This is a genomic window from Sorangium sp. So ce426 (genome assembly GCF_051475585.1).
Classification (GTDB): Bacteria; Myxococcota_A; Polyangia; order Polyangiales; family Polyangiaceae; genus Sorangium; species Sorangium cellulosum_B.
Map to the genome: position 1 here is coordinate 6,245,586 of NZ_CP150341.1, position 24,527 is coordinate 6,270,112.

Here is a 24,527-nt window from a genome sequence, read left to right on the forward strand (position 1 = left end):
GGCCGTCCTCCAGCGCGCCGGCGGCGGCGCGTCATCGCGCTCCGTCGCCCGGGGGGCGCTCCGCCGGGGCGCCCGCCTCGCCGAGCGCCTCGAGATCCTGCCGGGCCATCCGGGCGAACCGGCTGGAAGGATACCGCTCGACGAGGAAACGCAAGGTGTCCACCTGGGCGCGGCGATCGCCGCTCGCCTTGAAGCGCTCGGCCAGCGCATACAGGGCCTCGCTCGGGTCCTCGTACACGCGACGATCCGGGTCGACCTCGCTCGCGCACTGGTAAGGCGCCTGTGCGACGGCGGCGAAGATCGCGATCGAGCCGAAGGCCGCGCGGAAGCCGGTGAACACGAGCGGCATTCGCCGATGAACGAGCGCGAGCGTCAAGAGGACGCCGCGGCCCCGGCCGAGCCGCGCGGGCCCGCTCGGCCGGGCGGCCGGTGACGGGGCTAGTTCAGGGAGGCGCCCGTCCGGGCGGCGCCGTTCTCGAGCCCGCCCTTCGAGGCCGGGGCGCCGAAGGGCGCGTCGCTCGCGTCCTGACCGCCGGAGCTCGACAGGGGCTCGCCGCAGGCGCGCAGGAGCGACTCGTGGAGGGCGCGCGCGCTGTCATCCCAGTCGCGCCTGCCGGCGAGCTCCGCGATCCGCGCCGGATCGTAGTCGGCCCGGGCGGCGCGGAGCAGCGCCTCCATCAGCACGCCCTGGTTCCCCGGCGGGATGAGCTCGCCGAGCTCGGCGCTGCGCAGGACGTCGGGGATGCCCCCCACGCTCGTCGCGACCACGCGGCGCCCCGAGGCGAGCGCCTCGAGCAGGACGTTGGGCGTGCCCTCGTGCTTGCTCGGGAGGGCGAGGGCGTCGCACGCGCCGAGCCACAGCGACACCTGATCGTGCGGCAAGTAGCCGGTCACCGTCAGCCGGCCGCCCAGACGGGCGGCGGCGGCCCTGCACGCCTGCTCCTCGGCGCCGCTGCCCACGAGCGCCAGCTCGATGTCCGGGTGGACCGGCGCGAGCCGCTCGAACGCCTCGATCAGATCGAGCACGCCCTTGTCGCGGCTCAGGTGGCCGACGAAGACGATCAGCCGCGAGCTCGGCGACTTGCCGAGCGCGGCGCGCGCCTCGGCGCGGTTGCGAGGCTGGAACGTCTTCACGTCGACGCCGTTCATGACGATGTCGATGCGATCGCGCGGCACGCCGAGCGCCGCGACCCCGTCCGCGAGCTTGCGGCTGACCGTGACCACCCGGGCGGCGCGCGTGAGCCCCCAGCCGAGCGGCCGCCGCATCCGCCGGTCGCGCGGGATCACGTCGATGTCCGAGCCGTGCGTCTTGATCACGGCCGGCACCCCGAGCAATCGCCCCAGGCAGACCGCGGCAAAGCCGTCCGGGTAGGCGAAGGCCCCGACGATGACGTCGGGCAACGGACCGCGCCCGATGAGCTCCGGGAGCATCGACGCCGCATACAGCGGGCCGTTCAGGGCGGGCACGATCCTCGGCACGTACAGGTACCGCGGGTGCCTGACCGGCAGCCCGTCGATGACCTCCTCGCGCGGCGCGCTGGCGCCGATAGGCCACTTCGAGAGGCGCTCTATCCCGGGGAACCACGGGATCGTCGCGAGCACCCGGACGTCGCAGTAGCGCGACAGCGCGGCGAACTGCCGCCGATTGTACGGCGCCTCGTCCGGGTGAACCGCGTTCGGAAAGATCTTCGTGATCAGCAAAACGCGCATCCGCCGCAAGAGCTCCTCCTCTCCGAGCGAGCCGGACCAGCGAGCGCCTCGAAAGAGGACGTCGCTCGCGCTCGGTCTCGTATTCGGTCTAGCCAGTCTCGCCAGTCTCGCTCGGTCTCGTCAATGTCGCCAATCTACGCTCAGCATCGCTCAGCATCGCTCATCTCGCTCAGCATCGCTCAGCATCGCTCAGCATCGCTCAGCATCGCTCAGCCTGGCTCAGCGTTCCATTTTGCCTCGCTCGGCATCGTTCGATGTCCCATTTTGCCTCGCTCAGCATCGTATTCGCCCTGGTCAGGTTCGATTCAGTCTCACCTGGTGTCGTATGTCGTTACACGTCCAGACCGACCCGATGACCGACCCGTCCGTTGCCGTCGTCCCGTCCAGCGGCCGGCCCGGAGGCCCCCGCGGGGGTCGACCACGCGCGCGCCCGGGACGGGGCGTCGCCCCCGCGCCGCCTGGCGATGAGCTCGTCGAACAGGCGCACGTGCCCGTCGACCATCGCTTCCAGGCTGAACTGCTCGGTGAACTTCGCGGGGCCGCGCGCGCGCGCTCGCTCGCGGAGCTCCCCGTCGCGGGCGACCCGCGAGAGGTGCTCGACCAGCGCACCAGGGTCCTTCGACGGGACGAGGAACCCGTCGACGCCGTGCTCGACGATCTCGGGGACGCCGCCGACGCGGCTCGCCACGATCGGCTTGCCGAGCGCGAGCGCCTCGAGCAGCGCGAGCGGCAGCCCCTCCCAGAGCGACGGGAGCACGTAGGCGTCGAACGCGGAGACGAGCTCCGGCACGTCCGAGCGATACCCGGGGAAGATCACCCGGTCGCCGAGCCCCGCGTCCCTGGCCCGCTGCTCCAGCTCCGGCCGGAGCGGGCCGTCGCCGGCGATGACGAAGCGCGCCTCCGGCGCGCGCCGCAGCACCTCGGGCGCCGCCTCGAGGAGGTAGCGGAGCCCCTTCTGCTCGATGTGCACCACGGCGCACCCGAACACGAACTCCCGCTCGCCGATGCCGAGCTCCGCGCGGACGCGCGCGCCCGCGCCGCTCTCGCGGGCGCGGGCGAAGCGCGTCCCGTCGATGCCGTTGTGAATGACGCGGACCGGCGCGCGGACCTTCACGTCGTCGACAAGGATGCGCCTGAGGTCGTGCGACACGGCGACCATCTCGTCGGCGAGGTGAGCGTAGTAGCCGAACTTGCGCCGATCGAAGCCCTTCGCCCGGTTGATCTGGTTGTGCTCCGAGTAGACGACCAGCGGCCGATTGCGGAGCAGGCGCGCCGCGAAGCCAGCGAAGATGAGCGGAGCACGGTTGTGGACGTGGACGATATCGACCGAGCGCTGGTGAAAGAAGCGCCGGATCCACAGCAGCGCCTCTGGATCGCTCTTGAGGCCCGGCAGCACCGGCCGGAGGTCCTTCGTGATCACGAGGCACTTCGAGCGGGGGAGCTTGACCTCCGAGAACAGCCGTCCCTCGCCGTCGAGGCAGATCAACGAGAGGTCGAAGCCGTGATCGCCGAGGCGATCGAGGAGGCTCAGCACCACCTTCTCGAGCCCGCCGACCTCGAGGTTGTTCACGACCATGCAGACGTTGGGCTTGCTCATATTCTCCTGAGCGGACCGTCAGGTCGCCGCGGTCGTCGTCGGAGCGCCGTGACGCGCCACGACAGCGTGTCGACCGTGCGATGAGCGTTCCGTGTCATTTTGGCTCAGGTAGGTGAGCGTATCATGACATGCGGATGCCGTTCGCTTGACGTGGCGGCGCCGCAAGAGCGCCGTGCTGGACGTCGGAGTTGCTCGTTCATCATCCCTCATCGCGCCCGCGAGCGCCTCCCGCATCGGTGGAATATGCCGGGAACGCGAGCGCGCGGAGATCGTGGTGCGGGGCCACACCCGCGGCGCCGCGCTACAGCGCGGCGATCTTGCCCTGCTCCGGCGATGACGCCGTCGCATAGAGCTTCTTCGGCATCCGCCCCGCGAGATACGCCATCCGACCGGCCCTCACCGCGTCCTTCATCGCGTGCGCCATCAAGATCGGGTCCCGCGCGCCCGCGATGGCCGTGTTCATCAATACCCCATCACACCCGAGCTCCATCGCCACCGCGGCGTCGCTCGCTGTCCCGACTCCCGCGTCCACGATCACCGGCACCTTCGCTGTCTCTCGGATGATCATCAGGTTGTACGGGTTGCGGATGCCGAGCCCGCTGCCGATCGGCGCCGCCAGGGGCATCACGGCCGCGCACCCGATGTCTTCCAACTTACGACAGACGATCGGGTCATCCATGCAGTAGGGCAGCACCGTGAAGCCCTCCTTCACCAGGATCCGCGCCGCCTCGAGCGTCGCCTCGTTGTCCGGGAACAGCGTCCGTTCGTCGCCGATGACTTCGAGCTTCACGAGATCGGACAGGCCGAGCTCGCGCGCGAGCCGGCAGGTGCGGACCGCGTCCTCGACGGTGGTGCAACCGGCCGTGTTCGGCAGGATCGTGACGCGTCCCTGCTGGAGCAGCGACATCATCGACCCCTCGCCCCGCTCCTTCAGGTTGACGCGGCGGAGGGCCACCGTGACGACCTCCGCGCCGGACGCTTCGAGCGCGCGACGGGTCTCATCCAGGTCCTTGTACTTGCCCGTCCCCACGAAGAGGCGGGAAGTGAACGTGTATCTGCCGATCGTCAACGCGTCGCTCGTCATCGCAGGCTCCTCGGGTCTCGACCCAGACGATCTGCTAGTCGGACCGGGACACAGGGTCCAGCGCGTCGACGAAAACCGGCGCTTCCGGCGCGCCTCGCTCGGCAGCATGGTATCTTTGCGCCCATGTCTCCCAGAGCTCTTGGCATAGCCCTCCTCGTCGCGTTGCCTCCAGCGCTCACGCTCACGCCCCTCCCGACAGCGGACAGCCATGCGCAGGTCGGCCAGGAACGCGCCGGGGTGAGCCGCGGCGCGCTGCTGTCCGGTCCGCGCGCGGCGCAGGCGGCCGTGGCCATTCAGCTCTCGCTGGACGAGCTCGTCGCCGCGGCCTCGTACGTCGTGGTCGCGACCGCGATCGAGCAGCGCAGCCAGTGGGAAGAGCTCGGCGGGGCCAGGAGGATCGTCACCTACACCCGCCTCTCGATCGACAGGGCCGTGGCCGGACAGCCCGACGGCGAGGTCTGGGTCAGGACGCTCGGGGGCGTGGTCGGGGACGTCGGACAGCACGTGTCGGGCGACGCGCAGCTCGCGATCGGCGCGCAGGCGATGGTCTTCGTCTCCAGGGCGGGCTCGGCCCTGGTCGTCTCCGGGATGGCCCAGGGCCACTACCCCGTCGTCGACGGCGAGGACAAGCCGAGGGTCGAAGGCGGGGCCGGCGCGCGGCGCGTCGCCGTGCGGCGGCTGGCCGCGAGCCCCGACAGCGGGACCGTCCTGCCGCGGCCGGGCCCCGCGATCTCGGCCCGCGAGCAGCTCATCGGCGCGGCGCTCGACACGGCGATCGACGCGGTGAACCAGGCATGGAAGGCGAAGCATGCGCAGAAGTGACCTCGCGCCGCGCCCCGCTGGCGCGCGCCGCCCCGCGCGCGCCCACGCCATCGCCTCGGCCTGCAGCGCGCTCGTCGCCGCGGCGCTCGCCTACCCCGGGGACGCCCTGGCCTTCTGCCGCACGAGCGTCTGCCCGCCGGAGAAGACGGCGTCGGGGAAGGCGGAGACCGCGGCGGTCTGCACGCCGCCGCAGGGCAACGACTGCGGCACCCCGCTCGCCTGGCCTTCGCCCTGCGTGAGCTACTCCCTCCAGGAGGACGCCTCCGCCCAGGTGTCGCTCCAGGAGGCGGAGGCGATCTTCGAGCAGGCGTTCGCCGCGTGGACGGAGGCCGACTGCGGCGACGGGCAGACCCCGCGCATGGAGGTCACCTACCTGGGCCCGGTCGCGTGCGACGCGCACGAGTACAACAAGCGCAAGGCGAACGCGAACATCATCATGTTCCGGGACGACGGGTGGCCGTACCTCGACAGCGGGAACACCCTCGCGCTCACGACCGTCACCTACCACCTCAAGACCGGCGAGATCTACGACGCGGACATGGAGGTCAACTCGTTCGACGTGGTGCTCTCGCACGGCGACGAAAGCGGCTCGTTCGACCTCCTGAGCATCGCCACCCACGAGGCCGGCCATTTCCTCGGGCTCTCGCACTCGATCGAGCCCAGCGCGACCATGGTCGCGGGCTACCGGCCGGGGCTCCGCGACCTCTCCCAGGACGACCGCGACGGGATCTGCGCGGTGTACCCGCCCGGGGAGCCGATCAAGGGCTGCGACCCCACGCCGCGCCACGGCTTCTCTGCCCTGTGCGCCGCGGATCAGCCCGAGGTGAAGGAGTCGGGCTGCGCCGCGGCTCCGCGCGGCAACGCTGGCCAGGGCGGGCGCGGCGGAGAGCTCGTCCTCGCCGCGCTCGCGCTGGTCGGCGTTGCCGTGCGGGCGCGGCGCGGCGCGGCCGCGCGGGCGGGCCGGGAGGAGGCCTGCTGAGCCAGAGCCCTCCTGTCCTGGTCGAGCGCGAAGGCGAGCTCGCCCGGCTGGTCGAGCGCGCCAGCCGCGCCGACGCGCTCGCGGTCGACGTGGAGGCCGACGGGCTGTTCGCGTACCGGGCGCGGCTCTGCACCGTCCAGCTCGCCTTCCGCGAGGGGGACGACATCGCGGTCGGGGTCGTCGACGCGCTCCGCGTGCCTGTCGCGCCGCTCGCGCCGCTCCTCGGCGCCGCGGGCCCGCCCAAGGTGCTGCACGACCTGACCTTCGACGCGCGCATGCTCGCCGAGGCGGGCGCGCCGCTCGGTGGCGCGCACGACACCTCGGTCGCCGCGCGCATGCTGGGGTGCGCGGCGACGGGGCTCGCCGCGCTGCTCCTCTCGGAGCTCGACGTGAAGGTCGACAAGCAGCTCCAGCAGCACGACTGGGGGCGCAGGCCGATCGAGGACGCCGAGCTGCGCTACCTGGCCGACGACGTGCGCCACCTGCTCCCGCTCCGCGCGCGGCTCGCGGAGCGCAGCCGCGCCCTCGGGATCGACGAGGAGATCGAGGAGGAGTGCGCCTACAAGCTCGCGACCGCCCTCGGGCCGCCGCGCGATCCGCGGCCCGCGTACGCGCGCATCAAGGGGGCCCAGGCGCTCGATCCGCAGGGCCGGGCGATCCTGCGGCGGCTCGTGGCGGCGCGCGAGGCCGCCGCCGAGGGGGCGGACGTGCCCTCTTTCAAGATCGTCGCCAGCGACGTGCTGCTCGATCTCGCGCAGCGGAGGCCTGCCAGCGCAGACGACGTGCGCGCCATCCGCGGGGCCGCGGCGGGCCGCGCGGCCGGGTGCGTCGCGGCGTGGCTCCGCGCGGTCGAGCAGGGGCGCAGCGACGGCGACGTGCCCGAGGACGAGCGCGCCCTCTTCCAGCAAGCCCGCCCGCCCAGGAAGGAGCTCGCCGCGCGGCGCGCGGTGGAGACCCGGATCGCGGCGTGGCGCAGGGCCGAGGCGAAGGCGCGGAAGGTGGACGAGCAGGTCGTGCTGCCCGGTCACTGCGCGCAGGATCTCGCGGAGATCGCGCTGGCGGAGGGCCACGCCGGGGACGAGGCGATCGCCGCCGCGATCGCGCGCATCCCGGGGCTCGGCGCGGGACGGCTCGCGCGTTACGGCCGCGCGCTCGCGGCGCTCGTGGCCGCGGCGCAGCCGGGCGAGCCGCCTGCCGCCGCGAGGTAGCGCCGCGCGTCGGCTCCGCGTGTCGGTCAAGCAGGTCGGCTAAGCAGGTCGGTTCCGCGCGTCCGCGATCCCCTGCGGGATCTCCGACACGTGGAGCCCGCTGCGAGCGAGCGCACGTGGCGCGCGCGCCGCCCGGTCGACAGAGCCGCCGGGCGATGGAATAGCAGGGCCCATGCCCTCGACCGATCATCCCAAGGCGCCGAGGCGGCTCCGCCTTTGGCCGCCGGCGATGTGGCTCCGCGCCCCGCTCGCCTTCGCGCTCGTGTTCGGGTGCGCCCTCCTGGGGGCGAGCGCCGGAGAGCTGTCCGCTCCGCCGCCGCCGCCGTCGCCGCCGCCCGCGGCGAACGCCGAGGTCGGCCCGGAGCCGGAGGCGACCCCGGTCGCGCCCGACTCGCCTCGAGCCTCCATGCGCAGCTTCGTCGAGCTGTGCCGCGCGGGCGACTACGCCGAGGCCGCGCGCTACCTGGACGTGCCGCCGAGGGCGAACGGCGCGGCGCTCGCGCAGAAGCTCAAGGCGGTGCTCGATCGGCACCTCTGGCTGGAAGTGGAGACGCTCTCGCCGAACCCGCAGGGGGACACGCAGGACAACCTCGGGGCGGGCGTGGAGCAGCTCGGCAAGATCCCGACGCGGACGGGGCCCCAGCCGGTGCGCCTCGTGCGGCGCACGACGCCCGACGGCGTGCGCTGGATCTTCTCGCGCGCCACGGTGGAGCGCGTCGACGAGTGGTACGCGCGGCTCGAAGATCGCTGGCTCCGCGATCACCTGCCGCCGGCGCTCCTGCGCCCCGGCCCGCGCGAGCTGCTCTGGTGGCAGTGGCTCGCGCTGCCGGTCCTCGCGCTGGCCAGCTGGCTCGTCGGCGCGGTGCTGAGCTACCTCGTCCGCGCCCTGCTCCGCCGCCTCGTCGTCCGGACGGAGTCCACGCTCGACGACGTGCTCCTCGGGGGGACGCGCGGTCCGCTCACGTTCGCGGCGGCGCTCCTCGTGATCACGGCCGCGCTCCCGTGGCTCGGGCTCTACCTGCCGGCCGACGAGTTCCTCGACAAGGTGCTGCGCGCCGGCGTCTTCGTCGCCGTGTTCTGGTTCGCCCTGCGCACGATCGACGCCGTCGGCGGCCGCCTGCTCGCCGCCCCCGCGACGCGCGACAACCCCGCGGCGCGCTCGCTCGTGCCGCTCATGGGGCGGATCGCGAAGGTCTCGATCGTGATCATCGGCGTGATCGCCGTGCTCTCGGAGCTCGGCTACCCGGTGGCGAGCCTCATCGCCGGCCTCGGCATCGGCGGCGTCGCGCTGGCCCTCGCCGCGCAGAAGACGGTGGAGAACCTCTTCGGCTCGGTCGCGATCGGCATCGACCGGCCGTTCCAGGTCGGCGACTTCGTGAAGGTCGACGCGCTCCTCGGCACCGTCGAGAGCATCGGGCTCCGCTCGACGCGGATCCGCACGCTCGATCGGACCGTCGTCACGATCCCGAACGGCAAGCTGGCCGATCTCCAGATCGAGTCGTACACGGCGCGCGACAGGATCCGCCTCGCCTGCGTGCTGGGGATCGAGCGCGACACGTCGCCCGAGCAGCTCCGCGCCATCGTGGAGGAGTGCGAGCGGGCGCTGCGGGAGCACCCGAAGATCTGGCCCGACGACGTCGTCGTGCGCTTCATCGGCGTCGGGCCCTCGTCGCTCGACGTCGAGGTGATGGCCTGGTTCCAGACGACCGACTTCGGGGAGTTCCGGGAGCTCCGGCAGGCGATGCTGATCACCTTCCTGCAGATCATCGACATGGCCGGATCGAGGCTCGCGTACCCGACGCAGACGCTGCACGTCGCGCCGCGCGGAGGGGAGCACCCGCAGCCGGAAGCGGCCGCGGCGGGCCGCCCGGCTAACGGGCGGCGCGCGCCGCGGCGGGCGCCATCGGCTGAAGCCCCGCCTTCTCGATGAGCGCGCGGTCCTCGTCCTGGCCGGGGTTCGGCGTGGTGAGCAGCCTGTCTCCGTAGAAGATCGAGTTCGCCCCCGCGTACATGCAGAGCAGCTGCGTCTCGCGCGAGAGCTCCGTCCGCCCCGCGGACAGGCGCACCATCGCGCGCGGCATCATGACCCGCGCGACCGCGATCATCCGGACGAACTCGATCGGATCGACCGGGGGGAGGCTCTCGAGGGGCGTCCCGGGCGAGCGCACGAGCGCGTTGATCGGCACGCTCTCCGGGTGGGGGTCGAGGCGCGCGAGCTCGACGAGCATCTCGCAGCGGTCGGCGATCGACTCGCCCATGCCGATGATGCCGCCCGAGCAGACGGTGATGCCCGCCCGCCGGACGTTGCGCAGGGTGACGAGCCGCTCGTCGTACGTGCGCGTCGAGATGATGGATTTGTAGGCCTTCCGCGAGGTGTCGAGGTTGTGGTTGTAGGCGTCGAGGCCGGCCTCCTTCAGGCGGCGCGCCTGGTCGTCGGTGAGCATGCCGAGCGTGCAGCACGCCTCGAGGCCGAGGGCCTTCACGCCGCGCACCATGTCGAGGACGCGCTCGAAGGCGGGGCCGTCCTTCACCTCGCGCCACGCGGCGCCCATGCAGAACCGCGTCGAGCCGCCCTCGCGGGCGCGCTCCGCGGCGGCGAGGACCGCGCCGACGTCGAGCATGCGCTCCGGCCCGACCTCGGTCTCGTAGTGGCTCGACTGCGGGCAGTAGGCGCAGTCCTCGGGGCAGCCGCCCGTCTTGACGCTGAGCAGGGTGCAGAGCTGGACCTCGTGCTCGCCGTGGAACGCGCGGTGGACCGCGCGGGCGCGGTCGATCAGCTCGAAGAGCGGCAGGTCGTGCAGGGCCACCGCCTGCTGGACGGTCCAGTCGTGGCGGGGCGCGCCCGCCGACGGGGCGTGCCCGGCCGGGCCGCTGCATCCATTCCTGTGCTCCGCCGCCTCTCGTTCGATCCCTTCGAGCATGGGCTCGCTCATAGCCGGGCTTGAGGCGCCGCCGCAAGCAAGGCGCGATCGAGCGTGAAATGAGCCGCCAAGGCGCCAAGGGCGCCAAGAACAGAAAATATCTCGGCGTCTTGGCGGGCTTGGCGGGCTTGGCGGTTCGAAATTCTGCTCCGTTCCGGCGGCTTTGACCCGATTGCCGCCTCTAGAGCGCCGTCACTGCCTTCGCTGTCTCCTTGGCGATCGCCCCCTGGGCGACGAGCTGCCTGAGGTGCGCGTCGAAGGTCTGCATGCCGTACGGCGTGACCCCCTTCTCCATCAGCTCGCGCAGCGACGGGCTCCCCTCCGGCCGGCGGATCGCCTCGCGCACCGCGGCCGTCCCGACGAGCACCTCGGCGGCGAGGACCTCCCCCGCGCCGTCGCGGCGAGGGAGCAGGCGCTGCGCGACGACGCCCTGGAGACAGTCGGCCAGCCGGTCGCGCACCTCGCTCGGGCTCTTGCCGAGCGCGATCAGCCGCCCGAGCGCGCGCGTGACGTCCGCCGAGCTGACCGCCGCGAGCACGAGGTGCCCGGTCTCCGCGGCGTGGAGCGCGAGATCCAGCGACTCGCCGTCGCGGAGCGCGCTGATGAGCACCACGTCCGGGTCCTGCCGCAGCGCGGAGCGCAGCGCGGTCGGGAAATCCGCGGTGTCGACGCCGATCTCGCGCTGGCTCACGCTGGAGCGGTTGTCCTCGTGCACGTGCTCGATCGGATCCTCCAGGGTCACGATGTGGCGCGGCACGGTCGCGTTGATGTGCCCGACGAACGCGGCGAGGGTCGTGCTCTTGCCGCTGCCGGCCGTGCCCGCGACGAGGACGAGGCCGTGATCGTGCTCCGCCATCGCCCGGACCGCCGAGGGCACGCCCAGCTCCTCGAACGTCGGGATCTTGAGCGGGATGCTCCGCAGGATGATCGCGAGCGAGCCGCGCTGGCGATAGATGTTGACGCGAAACCGGCCGAGGCCCGGGACGACGTACGCGGCGTCGAGCTCCTGGAGCGTGGCGAGCAGCTCGCGCGAAGGGCGCCCGGCGAGCAGCACCCGCGCGGCGGCCTCGCTGTCCTCGGGCCGGATCCTGTCGACGCGGAAGTAGACCATGTCGCCGCGCACCCGCGCGCCCGGCGGCTGACCGACCTTGAGGTGGATGTCGCTGGCGTGGGCGGCAAGCGCCTTGCCGAGGAGCTGATGGAGGAAGGCCTCGGAGGTGTACGGCGTCGTCACGGGGGGCAAGGTACCAAATTGGAACCCGACCGGCCCAAAGCGCGGCTGCACGAACCGAAAGCCAACACCGCCACGCGGGACGGCCGCGCGCCCGCGCCGCCGCGCGGGACGTCAGGGACGCGGCGCCGCCGGGCCTCCCGCGGCGCCCGAGACGGAGCCCTCGGGATCCAGATCTGCCGGAATACGGAGAGGATCGACGAGCCCCCGCTCGGCGAGCGCGCGCGCCGCCGAGATCGCGAGCGCGCGCTGGTCCGACGGGAGGTCGCGCCGGCCTGCCAGCTCGACCAGGGCCGCGGCCGCGCCGCGCGCCCCGTCCGGGTCGAGCGGCTCGCGCGGGCGCGGCGGCCGCCCGGCGATCCCGAGGAGCGCCTCGAGCAGCGGCGGGAGCGACGGCCCGGACGCCGCGCGGGCGCGCTCGGCGAGCGGCCCGAGCGCCAGGTCGGCGTCATCGGCGTGCGGCAGCGCGCGCAGGGCCGTGAGCGCGATGTCGCCGCCGTCGTCGAGCGCGGCGAGGAGGCCGGAGGCGCCCTCGGCCTCGGCCAGCCGGGCGCACTCCAGCGGGTCGTCCCCCGCGGCGAGGCGCCAGCGCGGATCGGTGAGGCGAGGGCTCGGCGGGCGCGGCGCCAGGGAGGGCGAGGCGGCGGCCGAGGCGGGCGACGCAGCGGGGCTCCCCGACGCAGCGGCGCTCCCCTGCTCGCGGCGACAGCCGAAGGGCGCGAGCAGGACGAGCGCGACGGGCGCGACGAAGGCGAGGCGCGCCGCGGCAGGCGCCCTCCGCCGCGCGCGGCGGACGCCCTCGCGGCCCCTCCCCTGCGTCACGGCTGATCGAGGATCGAGAGCGACCGCTTCGTGGGCGCGTTCTCGGGCTCTTGCCGCGCGTTGTACTCGTCGACCACCCGGTTGATGTGCATCGAGCAGAACTTCGGGCCGCACATCGAGCAGAACTCCGAGGTCTTGAAGTACTCCTGGGGGAGCGTCTCGTCGTGCATCGCCTGGGCCGTCTCCGGATCGAGCGAGAGCGCGAACTGCTGCTTCCAGTCGAAGGCGTAGCGGGCGCGGCTCAGCGCGTCGTCGCGATCCCGCGCGCCCGGGCGCTTCCGCGCCACGTCCGCGGCGTGGGCCGCGATCTTGTAGGCGATGAGGCCCTGCTTGACGTCCTCGGGGTTCGGCAGGCCGAGGTGCTCCTTCGGCGTCACGTAGCAGAGCATCGCGGCGCCCGCGAAGCCGGCCATCGTCGCGCCGATGCAGCTCGTGATGTGGTCGTAGCCAGGCGCGAAGTCGGTGACGAGCGGGCCGAGCACGTAGAACGGCGCCTCGTGACAGAGCTCCATCTCCTTCTGCACGTTCATCGCGATCTGATCGAACGGCACGTGCCCGGGGCCCTCGATCATCACCTGCACGTCCTTCTCCCAGGCGCGCTTCGTGAGCTCGCCGAGCGTCTTCAGCTCGGCGAACTGGGCCGCGTCGCTGGCGTCGTGGAGGCAGCCGGGGCGGAGGCCGTCGCCCGCCGAGATCGTGACGTCGTACTTGGCGCAGACCTCGAGCACCTTGTCCCAGTGGGTGTAGAACGGGTTCTGCTTGTGGTGCTCGATCATCCACTGCGCCATGATCGAGCCGCCGCGCGAGACGATGCCGGTGATCCGGCCCTTCACGAGCGGCAGGTGCTCGAGCAGCACGCCCGCGTGGATCGTGAAGTAATCGACCCCCTGCTTCGCCTGGTGCTCGAGCATGTCGATGAGGTCCGCGGCCGTCATCTTGGCGGTGCCCTTGCACGCCTCGAGCGCCTGGTAGATCGGCACCGTCCCGATCGGCACGGGGGAGTCCGCGATGATCGCGCGGCGGATGCCGTCGATGTCGCCCCCGGTCGACAGGTCCATCACGGTGTCTGCGCCGTACTTGATGGCGTAGCGCAGCTTCTCGAGCTCGCCGCTCACGTCGCTCGTGGTCTGGCTGTTGCCGATGTTCGCGTTCACCTTGCAGAGCGACGCGATGCCGATGCACATCGGCTCGAGGTTCAGGTGGTTCTTGTTCGCGGGGATGATCATCCGGCCGCGCGCGACCTCGCTGCGGATGAGCTCGGGCGCGAGCTTCTCACGGCGGGCGACGTACTCCATCTCCTCCGTGACGACGCCCTTCCTCGCGAAGTGCATCTGGCTCTGGTTCGGGCTCCCGGCGCGCTTGCTCACCCATTCGGACCGCAACATCGACGACCTCGCTTTCGAGGTGGGCGGTTTAGGTCGCGACCGCGCGCGACGCAAGCGCCGCGTCGCGCCTGGCCGCCCGACCTCGAGGCGGCGAGAAAGCGCGCCTCCACCAGCGCTCGCCCAGCGCTCGCCGCGAGCGCGCCGCTGTCCACGCGCGCGCCGCCGTCAGGGCGGCGGCGCCTCGGGGAGCTCGGTCATCATGCCGAGCGTCTGGGCGCCGGCGGCCTTCGCGCCGTCGAGCACCTCCACGACGGTGCCGTAGACGGCGCCGTCGTCGGCGACGACGAAGACGATCCTGTCCTGAGGCCTGCTGTAGCGCTCGATCAGCGGCCTGAGCGCGCCCACGAGCTCGGCGCGCTCGACCCGCGCGTCGTTCACCCGCAGCTCACCTTGCGCGCTCACCCGGACGACGAGCTGGTCGGGCGGCGGCGGGGTGTCCTGCTTGACCTGCTCGGTGTCCGGCACGCGCACGCCGATGTCCTTCTCGAGCAGCGGCGTCACGACCATGAAGATGATGAGCAACACCAGCACGACGTCGACGAGCGGCGTCACGTTGATGTCGGAGTTCAGGGGCACCGCCGGCTTGATGACGAACTTCCTCTTCGCGCTCATCGCCGCTATCTCCCCTTCCGCTCCTCGACCGCCAGCGAGACGCTCTTCGCGCCCGACTTGCGCGCCGTCTCCATCACCCTGCGGACGTCGCCGAACGAGAGGCGCTGGTCCCCCTTGACCAGCACCTTGCGCCCCGGCTGCGCCGCGAACTCGCGCGAGAGCCGCTCGGCGAGCCCGGCGTCATCGTACCTGTCGTTCTCGACCCACACCGTCTTCTCCAGCGTCACGGAGAGGATCAGCGGGTCCACCTCCTTCTTCTCCTCGTCCACCTCCGCGGCCTGCGGCAGCTTCACGTCCTTGCCGCGCTGGAGCATCGGCGTGACGACCATGAAGATGATGAGCAGGACGAGGACGACGTCGACGAGCGGCGTGACGTTGATCTCGCTCTTGGGGCCCCTCTGCGGGCCGACACCCATCCCCATCGGAACGCTCGCTTCCCTGCTGGGCGCGTCACCGCCCGCCGCGCCGCGGGCGCGAGGCGCCGGGCGCCGCGCTCCGCGGAGAGGCGCGCGGGGTGTCGCGCGGGTCCCCTGTCAAGCAGCCTCTTCGGCGGCCGGCGCGAGGCGCCCGTCGAGCCGCTTCGCCACGACGTCGAGGAGCTCGTTCGACGACTCCGAGATGTCGATCGCCCGGGCTTCGACCCAACCCTGGAGATAGTTGTAGCCCATGACGGCCGGGATCGCGACGATCAGCCCGAAGGCGGTCGTGATGAGCGCCTCCGCGATACCCGCCGAGACGGTGCCGAGGCCGCCGGAGCCAGCGGCCGCCATCTGCTGGAACGCCGTCACGATGCCCATGACCGTCCCGAGCAGCCCGACGAAAGGCGCCGTGGATCCGACCGTGGCGAGCAGGCCATAACCTCGCTTCAGGCTGAGCACCTCGCGCTGCGCCTGCCGCTCGAGCGCCCGCGAGACCGACTCGAACACGCCGTCGCGCTCGTGCCCCTGCGCCGGAAGCCGCGAGGGCGCGCTCGAGGCATAAGCGGCGAGCCCGGCGCCGATGACGCGCCCGAGATAGCCGATCTCGCCGCCAGGCCGCGCGGCGGTCCAGGCCCCCTCGAGCTCGCCCCGGGCGAGCATCGGCCCGACCCGCGCCGCGAACGCGCGGGAGGCGGCGCGCGACAGGAACGACACGACGAGGCGCTCGCCCAGGACGATCAGCGACGCAACGGACATGATGGCCAGCGCGAAGACAATCAGCTTCGCGAAGAGCCCCATGTGGCCCCATAGCTCGTTCAACGTGAATTGCATCGTCTCGCGCCTCCCGGCGCCCCATGTCGCGTGGTGGTTTTGGTGCTGCTGGAGCAACACCTCTGGTGCTGCTGGAGCAGCACCTCTGTGGATACCGAGCGGACTCGGCAGCACCGCAGCGCCGACCTACCCGTACCCTTCTCCACTACATACTCCAGCGGCTCAATAACACCCCTGCGCGCCCGGACGTCAAGGGAGCTTGAGCCGGATGGGGAACACGTAGTCCACCGAGACCGGGCGCCCCTGATACATGACGGGGGTGTAGCGATGCGTCGCGAGCGCATCGAGGATCGCCCGATCCATGTGAGGAAGCGACTTGGCCATCCGGCAGCCGGTCAGCGAGCCGTCCAGCTTGATGATACACTTGACAATCGCGAGCCCCTCGACGCGCGCGGCGAGCGCCTCGCGCGTGTACTGCGGGTCGCGCCCCGCGATCCTCGAAGGGCGGGTCATTCCGGCGCCGAACGCCAGCACCACGTTCTGCGGCGGCGCCGTGCTGCCCACCTGGCCGCCGACCTTGCCGCCCAGCTGACCGCCGACCTCGCCGCCGACCTCGCCGCCGACGGTGCCGCCCTGAACGCCGCCCTGGACTCCCCCCTCGACGCCGTCCGGCTGCTCCGGCGCATCCTCCTTGACCGGCTCCGGCTTTGGCTCTGGCTCACGCGCCTTGGCCTTGGGCTTCTCCGGCATGTCGTAGATGGTGTCAGGCGTCTTGACGGGCTTCGGCTGCTCGATGCGCTCCACCTTCGCCGGGCGCTTCGCGCCGCCGCCCGGAGGCGGCGGTGGCGGAGGAGGAGGCGGCGGCGGCGCCGGGGCGAAAAATGTGACCTCGACGTCCTTCGGCTTCTCGGTGCGAGGACGCGTGGCCTGCCAGAGGATGGCCCCCGCGACCGCCACGTGGGCGATGATGGAGAGCGCTGTCCCCGTCCCTAGCCGCCCCTGGGTGGCGGTAGCGCGACCGAGTACCGAGTCGAACATGAGGGGTCGTAACTCCTAGGACTCGAGCCGATCGAGGTAGAGAAGCCGCGACGTATGGAAGCGTGCGGCGCCTACCCGGAGTGTACAAGCGCGCGAGTCCTACAAAAAAGTCTATTGTCTGGCGCGATTCCTGTCTAGGGTAAGGAAGGACTCGAGGGGCATACATTTCTGGAGGGAATTCCGTGAAGTTTCTCGAAAAGAGGCTGGAACACGGAGGGCGCTCACGTGCGCCGTTGGGGCCGTGGGCGGCGTTGCTGCTGCTCGCGATGACTTTGTTGACCGCGTACCCTGCGTTCGCGCAGACGGGCAGCGGCGTGCTCCTCGGGCGGGTAGTCGACGCGTCGAACAGGGCGCCGGCCGCCGATGTGGTCGTGACGGCGACATCGCCAGCGCTGCAAGGGGAGCAGCTGGTCGTCACGGACGGCACTGGCCAGTACCGTATCCCGAACCTGCCGCCGGGCGACTACACACTGCGCTTCGAAAAGGACACGTTCAAGCCGTACGCGCGCGGCGGGATCGCGGTCCGCGCCGCGACGACCATCCGCGTCAACGTCGAGCTGCTCCCGGAGGCGCTCAAGGCGGCGGAGATCGTCGTTGTCGGCCGCGCGCCGACGGTCGACGTCGGCTCGAGCAGCGTGAGCCAGAGCATCACCCAGGACTTCACCCGGCGCATCGCCGTCTCGCCCCCCACGGGCAAGGGCGCCACGACCCGCTCCTTCGAGTCGGTCGCCGCGACCACGCCCGGGGCGCAGGCCGACAACTTCGGCACGTCCATCGCCGGCACCTCCTCCCCCGAGAACCAGTACGTGATCGACGGCCTGTCGGTGAACGACCCGGCCTACGGGATCATCGGCACGCCGCTCACCATGGAGTTCATCAAGGAGGTCAACGTGGTGGCCGGCGGGTACATGCCCGAGTTCGGCCGCGCGACCGGGGGTGTCCTCGATGTCATCACGAAGAGCGGCGGCAACGCGTTCCAGGGCTCGGTCTTCTTCAACATCGCGCCCGGCATCTTCGAGGGCGCGCCCAAGGCGGTCCGCCGCCAGGGCGAGACGATCCAGACGGACGAGACCCTGTCGTCGATCCGCGACTACGGGTTCGAGGTCGGCGGCCCCATCCTGAAGGACAAGCTCTGGTTCTACGCGGGCGCCGATCTCGCGTTCAAGAGCAGCTCGTTGGAGCGCAACCTGTTCGCCACGCGCTACGACCCCACCACGTTCGAGCCGGTGACGGATCCCAGGACCGGGCTCAACGTCGTCGACCGGCTGCCGGGGACGCAGCGCTTCTACCGCGCCGAGGAGCAGACGCTGCAGTACCTCGGGAAGCTGACCTACCAGATCGATCCGGACCACAGCGTCGCGCTCTCGGTCTACGGCTCGCCCTCCACCTCGGGCGGCAAGGGCACGTTCGGGTTCGACCCGCAGCGGGGCCTGACCGAGCTCTCCAACATCACCGGCGAGTATGGCGCGATGGCGCACGAGTACGTGGCGTCGTCCACCGACGTCGCGCTGAAGTGGTCGTCCGCGTTCAAGAACAAGACCCTGCTGCTCGACGCGACCCTCGGCTGGCACGGCCAGCGGAACGCGCGGCTGCCCCCGGACGGCTCGGAGCTCGGGACGCGCGAGGGCCTGGCGGGCGTGCCCCTCATGGTCTGGCAGCGGTACGCCCCGACCCCGTACTCGATCTACGATTTCGAGAAGCTCTCGCCCGAGGCCCGGGCCATGTGCAAGCCGCTGACGACGCAGACCGGCGAGATCGCCGCGGTGCCCTGCGCGGTGCGCGAGTACTGGCAAGGCGGCCCCGACTTCATCGACGACGCCTCGCTCAACCGCTTCCAGCTGAAGGCGATGGTGACGAGCATCTTCGAGGGGCTCGGGCACCACGTGGTCAAGGCCGGCATCGACGGCGAGATCACGACGTACAAGCACATCAAGGCGTACGCGGGCGGCACCACCTACGTGGAGGAGGCGGGCGGGGACATGTCCCGCGACGAGCGACAGTTCGGCTTCCTGACCGGTCCGGACGGCCTGACGACCGGCCCCGGCGCCAGGGACTATGTGATCCAGGACAAGCTCACGGTGTCGTCGCTCGGGGCGACGATCGGCGCCTTCGCGCAGGACAGCTGGAGCATCCTCGACCGGGTGACGTTGAACATCGGCCTGCGCTACGACGCGCAGTACCTGTACGCGAGCGACGGCACGCTCGGGCTGGCGCTCGCGAACCAGTGGTCTCCGCGCGTGGGCGTCGTCTACGACATCACGCAGGAGGGCCGGTCGAAGGTGTTCGCGAACTACGCGCGGTATTACGAGAGCGTCCCCCTCGACATCATGGATCGCACGTTCGGCGACGAGCGGTACATCCGCTCCTCCCACCGCGGGGGCGCCAGCGGCTGTAACCCTGGGGACCCCGAGGACGCGACGGGTTATGGTGAAGGCCAGTGCCGGAACGACGACAGCCGGGTTCCCTACGACGAGGCCTTCGGCGCCGCAGGGGCCTTCAACCACGACCCGAACAGGAACTGGTTCACGTTCGGCGGCGGCAAGGCCCCGGTGGATCCGGACCTCGAGCCGCAGTCGTCCGACGAGATCGTGATCGGCGGCGAGTACGAGGTCATCCCGAACGGGCGTGTCGGCGCGCTGTACACGAAGCGCTGGATGAACAACGTCATCGAGGACATGAGCCGGGACGAGGCGAACACCTACTTCATCGGCAACCCCGGGAAGGGGATCGCCAAGGACTTCGCGGAGGCGAGGCGCGATTACGACGCGCTGACCCTCTATTTCAACAAGACCTTCTCCGACCTGTGGCTCGCCCAGGTGAGCTATACGCTGTCGTACCTGCGAGGCAACTATCCGGGCCTCTTCAAGCCCGAGACCGACCAGATCGATCCGAACATGAACACGGAGTTCGATCTGGCGTCGCTCCTCGTCAACCGCGATGGGGCCCTGCCCGGCGACAACACGCACGAGATCAAGGTCTACGGCGCGAAGGCGATCGAGCTCCCGAAGGGCATGGTCCTCGACCTCGGCCTCACGTACAGGTCCCGCTCGGGCGCCCCCATCGGCGCCTGGGGAGCGCACTACCTGTATGGCACCGACGAGGCGTTCATCCTGCCTCGAGGCGAGGGCGGCCGCCTCCCCTGGATCCACAACGTCGACGGTCACATCGGCTATTCGGTCAAGCTCGCGAAGGACAGCGAGCTCACCGTCACCATGGATGTCTTCAACATCTTCAACTTCCAGGAGACCGTCCAGGTGGACGAGCGCTACACGGCCGAGTACGTCGACCCCTGCGTCGGTGGAACGAAGGAAGATCTGAACCCGAGCAGCGGCTCGACGTGCGTGAAGAACCACAACACCGGCGAGCCGCTCGATCCCAAGGCCGTGAACCCGAACTACGGTGAGCCGACGCAGTTCCAGACGCCGCGGCAGTTCCGGTTCGGCGCGCGGGTGACGTTCTAGGCGCGTCGCGCGCGGGAAAGGATGCAAGCGATGAAGAAGCGATGGCTTGTTTGGATGGCAGGGCTCGCGGCGCTCTCACCGCTCGCGGCGATGTCTCCGGGCTGTTCGCAGCCCAAGCCCGAGTGCACGGTCGGCGGCGCCCTCGCGTCCCCGTTCGCGACGAGGTTCACCCGGATCGACGGGGATGCCGAGGGCCCGTGTGCTCGGAAGGACGGGACTGTCGAGCTGGTCGGGATGCAGGTGTACACTCGGGACGAGAATGGCGACCAGCTCCCCGACAGCGAGAAGCTCGTCGCGATCCAGACCCTGGAATTCGGCACCTGGTCCCGCGGCGGCGCCGCGATCGACCCGAACCCGGATCTCAACCCGTTCGCGATCGGTGCCTTCGCGGCGCGCGAACCGGATGACAACGAGATCTGCACGGTGCCGACGTTCGATCCCGCCGAGGTGGTGTTGCTGCCCGGCGGCGAGGGCGGCGCTGGCGGCGAGGGCGGCGCCGGTGGTGCCGGCGACGGCGGTGCTGGCGGAGCCGGTGGTACCGGCGACGGCGGTGCTGGCGGAGCCGGTGGTACCGGCGACGGCGGTGCTGGCGGAGCCGGTGGTACCGGCGACGGTGGCGCCGGTGGTACCGGCGACGGCGGTGCTGGCGGAGCCGGTGGTACCGGCGACGGCGGTGCCGGTGGCGCCGGGGAAGGCGGCGCTGGCGGAGCCGGTGGTGCCGGGGAAGGCGGCGCTGGCGGAGCCGGTGGTGCCGGCGACGGTGGCGACGGCGGGGATGGCGGCGTACCGCCGGTGGCGCTGGGATCGCACAAGCTCGAGTGGCGCAACATGCGCGTGTTCGTGACAGCCGCCAACCTCGGCAATCAATTCGAGGCAGAGGTCACCTACTCGGAGGAGAGCTGCTCGGCGACGTACAAGGTCGTCGGCGTCTGGCCGGCCATCGATTGCCGGGTCTACGCCCCGAATCCCGAGCCCGGGGGCGATCCGATCCCCACGGACAAGGGCGATGACGCCCTCTGCGTGAATGCTCGCATCTCCCCGGAGCTCAAGGTGAAGTGCGACGCCGGCGCGGGCCTGTGCGTGCTCGACGCGGACTCCATCCCCGCCCTGAAATAGGCAACCTGGCGGGCGGGGCGCCCATCGTCCCGCCCGCGCTCCTCCGGCCCCTCTCCCCTCACCTCCCGTGAAACGCCGTCGGCCAGGCGCATCCCTGGTCGTCCGAAGGCGGCGTGCTCGAAGAGCCCCCGTTCGCCGCGCGGCGCCGGTGAGGGTCGACGGTCGAGCGAGAATGAGCGTCCGCGACGACGCGCTCGACCGGCGGCCCCGAGGTCAGCGCAGCTCACGCCGCGATCCCTCGGACCGCCGGCTCACGGCGCGGGTTTGACGGCCAGCCTCGCCAGCGCCGCGCAGCCGGCCCCGCTCGCGATCTCGAGCTTCACCGTGAGCGCGCACAGGCGCGACGCCCGCTCGAGCGCCGCCGGATCGCCCGATACGATGGCCCGCTTGGACTCGTATCCGGTCCGGACCGCGAGCATCGTCTGCGCGCGGGGGGGCAGCTCCGCGCGCCGCGCCACGAGCAAATCGCCGAGCTTCGGGCCGGGATCGGCGGCCGGCGCCCACGTCCAGACCGACGCGACCAGGGCGTCCGCGAAGGCGGCGCGCAGCTCGTCGCCGCCGCGCGCGCCCTCGCACGGCAGCGCGGGGCCGGCCGGTCCGACGTCGGTGGCGAGGAGCCTCCGCCCCGCGATCCGCCGGAGCAAATCCTTCTCCACGCCGGCGATCTTGCCGTCGTCGTCCGAGAACGCCCCCGCCTTGAACCGCACGGCGAGCGCGGCGCACTTCTCGTCGCGCTCCGCGCGCAGCCGCTGCTCCTCGCGGGCCCGCTCCTCGGCGCGCAGCCGCTCCTCGCGCTCGCGCGCCTCGCGGGCCTCCACCGCGGCGCACTGCTCGAGCCGCGCGGCCACGCGCCGCTGCTGCTCGCTCGCCGCGCGGCCGAGATCGTCCTCCGCGATGTCGCGGACCGCGCACACCTCCGGGCGCTCCAGGACGGCATCGACGCGCGCGCGGGCGGCGCGGAGCCGCACGATGACCGACAGCGCCGCGACGATCACGAGCGCCGACACCACGATCGACGCGATCCTGCGGAGCCTCCGCCGGTGATACGCCTTGGCGAGCGCGCCGCCGCCGCTCTCGTCGAGCAGCTTGCGGCAGCGGCCGATCATCGCCTGCCATTGCGCGATGTCCTCGGCGAGCACCTGGAGCGGCTCCGCGAACGGGCGATCGCGCCGGACCTTGTTCGCCAGCCGCTCGAGCCACATGCCGGCGTCGGGGGCCCGACCGTGGTCGGTCACCTCGGCGACGCCCTCGAGCAGCCCGCCGATGCGCCCGGCGTAGACGTCCCAGGCGAGGAGCGCCTCGGACTGGCTCTCGCCGAGCCGATCGATGGCCTCGCGCACGTCGGCCATCGGGAGGAGGCGCTCGACGTCCTCCCGGCGCACGCCCGCGAGCTTCGCGGCTTGATCGACGCCGCGCTGGAAGCCTCCGAGGAGCCCCTCCGGCGCCAGCTCGCGGAGCCCCTCCGGCACCCGCCTCGCCTGCATGCACGCGCCGGCGTGGTGCAGCGGCCCCATCGCGCAGGTCAGGAAGGTGCCGCCGAGCTTCACGTCCATCGAACCGTGGCTCTCCTCTCCACGACTCTCCACGAGATACCCTGGACAGCGCGGCGCGGAAAGGCTCGCCGCGCTGTCCAGGGTGATCACCGGCCGCCGCGTGAGACCTCGAGGTCCCAGAGCGCGTAGAGCACGTCGACGTCGTACTCGGTGTGTCGCCAGCCGGGGTGGAGCCGGTAGCTGCGCGGGAGCAGGCCAGAAGCCAGGATGGCGTCCGTCTGCTCGGCGAAGGTGTAAAGATACATCTTCACGCCGGTCAGCTCGGCGTCGGAGAGCGGGCGCGCGTGGCGATCGTGGAGCCGGACGTTCGGCCTCCGCTCGACGATGCTCACCAGCAAGCGGCCGCCGGGGCGCATCGCGCCGGCCAGGTTCTGGAGCACGAGCGGGAGATCGTCGCAGAACTCGAGGGTGCCGAGCGCGAGGGCGACGTCGAACCGCCCCCAGGAGCGGGGGATCGGGAGGTGGTAGTCGTGCCGGTGATAGACGCCCTGGGGCCGCTTCTCGCGCGCGATCTCGAGCATCCCCTCGGCGATGTCGAAGCCCACGACCTCGACGGACGGCGGGAGATCGCGCGTGAGGTGTCCCGGGCCACAGCCCGCGTCGAGCACGCGGGCGCCCTCGGCGACCGCCTCGCGCAGGAACGCGCGCACGGGCTTCTCGTAGTGCTGGATGTCTTTCCAGGTGGAGACGTAGTCGGGCGCGAAGTCCTCGTAGTAGTCGACGAGCCGCTCGATCCGGGTCGCTCGCTTCATGACGCCTCTCAGGTGATGTCGTCGACCGCCTGCACGGTCTCCTGGATGTCGTGCTCGTGCGTGTAGCCGAGGATGTCGCGCGCCCGCCGATCGTCGACCATGCACACGTAGCGGATGTGATCGAGCTCGGGGGCCGGGAACGAGGTCGCCCTGAACCGCCAGAGCCGCGGGATGATCGTCTGCATGACGAAGTGCGGGATCGCCGCGCGCGCCCGGCCGGTCATCTCGATGACGCGCGAGAGCGGCAGCGGCGCGGGCCCCGCGAGGTTGAAGATCCCGCGCACGCCGGGGCGGAGCGCCGCGAGGATCGCGGAGACCACGTCGTCCTGGTGAATGACCTGCACCATCGGGTCGAAGCCGAGGAGGGTCGGGATCACGTTGAGCCGGAGGTAGTTCGACGGCGCGTTCCGCACGGAGCCGAGGATGTGGACCGGCCTGAGGATGACCGTCTCGGTCTGGGGGTGCTTCCAGAAGAACGACTGCGCCAGCATGTCGACCTCGATGAGGTCGCGGATCTCGCTGAACGACGCGCCGCCGAGCAGCGGGGCGTCCTCGGTGATGAACTGCGGGTTGTCGGGGCGCGGCCCGTAGGCGTTCGCGCTCGACAGCACGATGAGCTTGGGCACGTCGTACTGCGCGACGAACTCGAGCAGCCGCTGGAACCCGGCGAGGTTCCAGCTGTGGTGCTCCATCTGGCTCACCCGCGGATCGTGCATGACCCCGAGGTGGACCACCGCGGCGAGCTGCTCCTGGCGGAAGATGTCCTGGGTCTTCTTGCGGCGGATGTCGATCTGGTGATGCTCGATGTCCTTGGGGCGCCCCTCGAAGCTGCGCCGGTCGACGCCGATCACGCGCCGCTCGCGGTGGAGGCGCCGCGCCAGGCGCCGCCCGAGGCGACCACAGATGCCGGTGATGAGGATGGACCGGAGGGACGGATCGGTGTCCGCGGCGGGACGGCGGCCTCGACCGAGCATTCGTTCGCTCATCGGAGCGACGGTCGCTTCGAGGAGGCCGATGGTCAAGCCCTTCGTGCGGTGCAGGCCCAC

At 71.6% G+C, this 24,527-nt stretch carries 21 protein-coding genes; 6 read left to right on the top strand and 15 right to left on the bottom strand.

All coding sequences use genetic code 11. The features are described from left to right. Window positions 1–31: 31 nt before the first annotated feature. The 4 genes from WMF44_RS23140 to WMF44_RS23155 all read right to left on the bottom strand — a co-directional run bounded on the left by WMF44_RS23140 (window position 32) and on the right by WMF44_RS23155 (window position 4,391). Window positions 32–349, bottom strand: a complete 318-nt coding sequence (locus WMF44_RS23140) for a tetratricopeptide repeat protein (RefSeq protein ID WP_437301280.1) — start codon at window positions 347–349, stop codon at window positions 32–34. An 89-nt stretch (window positions 350–438) separates the two neighbouring features. Further along, window positions 439–1,710 carry a glycosyltransferase family 4 protein gene (locus tag WMF44_RS23145; protein ID WP_437301281.1) on the bottom strand — a complete coding sequence of 424 codons (1,272 nt, stop codon included), beginning with the start codon at window positions 1,708–1,710 and terminating at the stop codon, window positions 439–441. A 331-nt stretch (window positions 1,711–2,041) separates the two neighbouring features. Continuing rightward, on the bottom strand, window positions 2,042–3,307 hold the full coding sequence (locus WMF44_RS23150; RefSeq protein WP_437301282.1) for a glycosyltransferase: 1,266 nt from the start codon (window positions 3,305–3,307) through the stop codon (window positions 2,042–2,044). 301 nt (window positions 3,308–3,608) lie between these two features. Further along, window positions 3,609–4,391 (bottom strand): thiazole synthase, encoded by a 783-nt coding sequence (locus tag WMF44_RS23155; RefSeq protein WP_437301283.1) that lies wholly within the window; start codon window positions 4,389–4,391, stop codon window positions 3,609–3,611. 123 nt (window positions 4,392–4,514) lie between these two features. On the opposite strand from WMF44_RS23155, the gene WMF44_RS23160 reads away from it, so the two are divergent. The 4 genes from WMF44_RS23160 to WMF44_RS23175 all read left to right on the top strand — a co-directional run bounded on the left by WMF44_RS23160 (window position 4,515) and on the right by WMF44_RS23175 (window position 9,330). After that, window positions 4,515–5,213, top strand: coding sequence for a hypothetical protein (locus tag WMF44_RS23160; RefSeq protein WP_437301284.1), 699 nt, complete (start codon window positions 4,515–4,517; stop codon window positions 5,211–5,213). Then, window positions 5,200–6,192: a matrixin family metalloprotease gene (locus WMF44_RS23165; RefSeq protein WP_437301285.1), complete on the top strand. Its 993-nt coding sequence runs from the start codon at window positions 5,200–5,202 to the stop codon at window positions 6,190–6,192. Before WMF44_RS23160 ends, WMF44_RS23165 begins: the two co-directional genes overlap by 14 nt. Before the next feature lie 17 nt (window positions 6,193–6,209). Beyond that, window positions 6,210–7,400 (top strand): HRDC domain-containing protein, encoded by a 1,191-nt coding sequence (locus WMF44_RS23170; protein WP_437301595.1) that lies wholly within the window; start codon window positions 6,210–6,212, stop codon window positions 7,398–7,400. A 172-nt stretch (window positions 7,401–7,572) separates the two neighbouring features. Then, on the top strand, window positions 7,573–9,330 hold the full coding sequence (locus WMF44_RS23175; protein ID WP_437301286.1) for a mechanosensitive ion channel family protein: 1,758 nt from the start codon (window positions 7,573–7,575) through the stop codon (window positions 9,328–9,330). Here WMF44_RS23175 and bioB read toward each other — a convergent pair. The 8 genes from bioB to WMF44_RS23215 form a co-directional block, all read right to left on the bottom strand. Next, a complete protein-coding gene (gene bioB, locus WMF44_RS23180) occupies window positions 9,272–10,321 on the bottom strand; it encodes a biotin synthase BioB (RefSeq protein WP_437301287.1) in 1,050 nt (349 codons plus the stop codon). The genes WMF44_RS23175 and bioB overlap by 59 nt on opposite strands. A 181-nt stretch (window positions 10,322–10,502) precedes the next feature. After that, the gene (locus WMF44_RS23185) at window positions 10,503–11,555 is read right to left on the bottom strand and encodes a type IV pilus twitching motility protein PilT (protein ID WP_437301288.1); all 1,053 of its coding nucleotides are present in this window, start codon (window positions 11,553–11,555) and stop codon (window positions 10,503–10,505) included. A 111-nt stretch (window positions 11,556–11,666) separates the two neighbouring features. Next, window positions 11,667–12,374: a thiamine biosynthesis protein gene (locus WMF44_RS23190; protein ID WP_437301289.1), complete on the bottom strand. Its 708-nt coding sequence runs from the start codon at window positions 12,372–12,374 to the stop codon at window positions 11,667–11,669. After that, the gene (gene thiC, locus WMF44_RS23195; protein WP_437301596.1) at window positions 12,371–13,756 is read right to left on the bottom strand and encodes a phosphomethylpyrimidine synthase ThiC; all 1,386 of its coding nucleotides are present in this window, start codon (window positions 13,754–13,756) and stop codon (window positions 12,371–12,373) included. Before thiC ends, WMF44_RS23190 begins: the two co-directional genes overlap by 4 nt. Before the next feature lie 168 nt (window positions 13,757–13,924). After that, on the bottom strand, window positions 13,925–14,371 hold the full coding sequence (locus tag WMF44_RS23200) for an ExbD/TolR family protein (protein WP_437301290.1): 447 nt from the start codon (window positions 14,369–14,371) through the stop codon (window positions 13,925–13,927). Between the two features lie 5 nt (window positions 14,372–14,376). Further along, complete coding sequence (locus WMF44_RS23205) at window positions 14,377–14,793, bottom strand: ExbD/TolR family protein (RefSeq protein ID WP_437301291.1); 417 nt, start codon at window positions 14,791–14,793, stop codon at window positions 14,377–14,379. A gap of 111 nt (window positions 14,794–14,904) precedes the next feature. Next, window positions 14,905–15,621, bottom strand: coding sequence for a MotA/TolQ/ExbB proton channel family protein (locus WMF44_RS23210; protein WP_437301292.1), 717 nt, complete (start codon window positions 15,619–15,621; stop codon window positions 14,905–14,907). 189 nt (window positions 15,622–15,810) lie between these two features. After that, entirely contained in the window at window positions 15,811–16,599 is a 789-nt protein-coding gene (locus WMF44_RS23215; protein ID WP_437301293.1) for an energy transducer TonB, read from the bottom strand. 266 nt (window positions 16,600–16,865) lie between these two features. Here WMF44_RS23215 and WMF44_RS23220 point away from each other — a divergent pair, with 266 nt between their 5' ends. Both WMF44_RS23220 and WMF44_RS23225 read left to right on the top strand, forming a co-directional pair. Next, window positions 16,866–20,060: a TonB-dependent receptor gene (locus WMF44_RS23220; RefSeq protein WP_437301294.1), complete on the top strand. Its 3,195-nt coding sequence runs from the start codon at window positions 16,866–16,868 to the stop codon at window positions 20,058–20,060. 30 nt (window positions 20,061–20,090) lie between these two features. Next, window positions 20,091–21,176 (top strand): hypothetical protein, encoded by a 1,086-nt coding sequence (locus WMF44_RS23225; protein WP_437301295.1) that lies wholly within the window; start codon window positions 20,091–20,093, stop codon window positions 21,174–21,176. Between the two features lie 251 nt (window positions 21,177–21,427). Here WMF44_RS23225 and WMF44_RS23230 read toward each other — a convergent pair whose 3' ends face one another. The 3 genes from WMF44_RS23230 to WMF44_RS23240 form a co-directional block, all read right to left on the bottom strand. Continuing rightward, window positions 21,428–22,729: a hypothetical protein gene (locus WMF44_RS23230; RefSeq protein WP_437301296.1), complete on the bottom strand. Its 1,302-nt coding sequence runs from the start codon at window positions 22,727–22,729 to the stop codon at window positions 21,428–21,430. An 86-nt stretch (window positions 22,730–22,815) separates the two neighbouring features. Then, window positions 22,816–23,481: a class I SAM-dependent DNA methyltransferase gene (locus WMF44_RS23235; protein ID WP_437301297.1), complete on the bottom strand. Its 666-nt coding sequence runs from the start codon at window positions 23,479–23,481 to the stop codon at window positions 22,816–22,818. 8 nt (window positions 23,482–23,489) lie between these two features. Beyond that, window positions 23,490–24,455 carry an NAD-dependent epimerase/dehydratase family protein gene (locus tag WMF44_RS23240; protein ID WP_012236892.1) on the bottom strand — a complete coding sequence of 322 codons (966 nt, stop codon included), beginning with the start codon at window positions 24,453–24,455 and terminating at the stop codon, window positions 23,490–23,492. Between the last annotated feature and the right edge of the window lie 72 nt (window positions 24,456–24,527).

Excerpts from the sequence above, each read along its gene's own strand:
- WMF44_RS23140 (WP_437301280.1), bottom strand. The coding sequence starts at position 349 with ATGCCGCTCGTGTTCACCGGCTTCCGCGCGGCCTTCGGCTCGATCGCG.
- WMF44_RS23145 (WP_437301281.1), bottom strand. The coding sequence starts at position 1,710 with ATGCGCGTTTTGCTGATCACGAAGATCTTTCCGAACGCGGTTCACCCG.
- WMF44_RS23150 (WP_437301282.1), bottom strand. The coding sequence starts at position 3,307 with ATGAGCAAGCCCAACGTCTGCATGGTCGTGAACAACCTCGAGGTCGGC.
- WMF44_RS23155 (WP_437301283.1), bottom strand. The coding sequence starts at position 4,391 with ATGACGAGCGACGCGTTGACGATCGGCAGATACACGTTCACTTCCCGC.
- WMF44_RS23160 (WP_437301284.1), top strand. The coding sequence starts at position 4,515 with ATGTCTCCCAGAGCTCTTGGCATAGCCCTCCTCGTCGCGTTGCCTCCA.
- WMF44_RS23165 (WP_437301285.1), top strand. The coding sequence starts at position 5,200 with ATGCGCAGAAGTGACCTCGCGCCGCGCCCCGCTGGCGCGCGCCGCCCC.
- WMF44_RS23175 (WP_437301286.1), top strand. The coding sequence starts at position 7,573 with ATGCCCTCGACCGATCATCCCAAGGCGCCGAGGCGGCTCCGCCTTTGG.
- bioB (WP_437301287.1), bottom strand. The coding sequence starts at position 10,321 with ATGCTCGAAGGGATCGAACGAGAGGCGGCGGAGCACAGGAATGGATGC.
- WMF44_RS23200 (WP_437301290.1), bottom strand. The coding sequence starts at position 14,371 with ATGAGCGCGAAGAGGAAGTTCGTCATCAAGCCGGCGGTGCCCCTGAAC.
- WMF44_RS23205 (WP_437301291.1), bottom strand. The coding sequence starts at position 14,793 with ATGGGGATGGGTGTCGGCCCGCAGAGGGGCCCCAAGAGCGAGATCAAC.
- WMF44_RS23210 (WP_437301292.1), bottom strand. The coding sequence starts at position 15,621 with ATGCAATTCACGTTGAACGAGCTATGGGGCCACATGGGGCTCTTCGCG.
- WMF44_RS23215 (WP_437301293.1), bottom strand. The coding sequence starts at position 16,599 with ATGTTCGACTCGGTACTCGGTCGCGCTACCGCCACCCAGGGGCGGCTA.
- WMF44_RS23220 (WP_437301294.1), top strand. The coding sequence starts at position 16,866 with ATGACTTTGTTGACCGCGTACCCTGCGTTCGCGCAGACGGGCAGCGGC.
- WMF44_RS23225 (WP_437301295.1), top strand. The coding sequence starts at position 20,091 with ATGAAGAAGCGATGGCTTGTTTGGATGGCAGGGCTCGCGGCGCTCTCA.
- WMF44_RS23230 (WP_437301296.1), bottom strand. The coding sequence starts at position 22,729 with ATGGACGTGAAGCTCGGCGGCACCTTCCTGACCTGCGCGATGGGGCCG.
- WMF44_RS23235 (WP_437301297.1), bottom strand. The coding sequence starts at position 23,481 with ATGAAGCGAGCGACCCGGATCGAGCGGCTCGTCGACTACTACGAGGAC.
- WMF44_RS23240 (WP_012236892.1), bottom strand. The coding sequence starts at position 24,455 with ATGCTCGGTCGAGGCCGCCGTCCCGCCGCGGACACCGATCCGTCCCTC.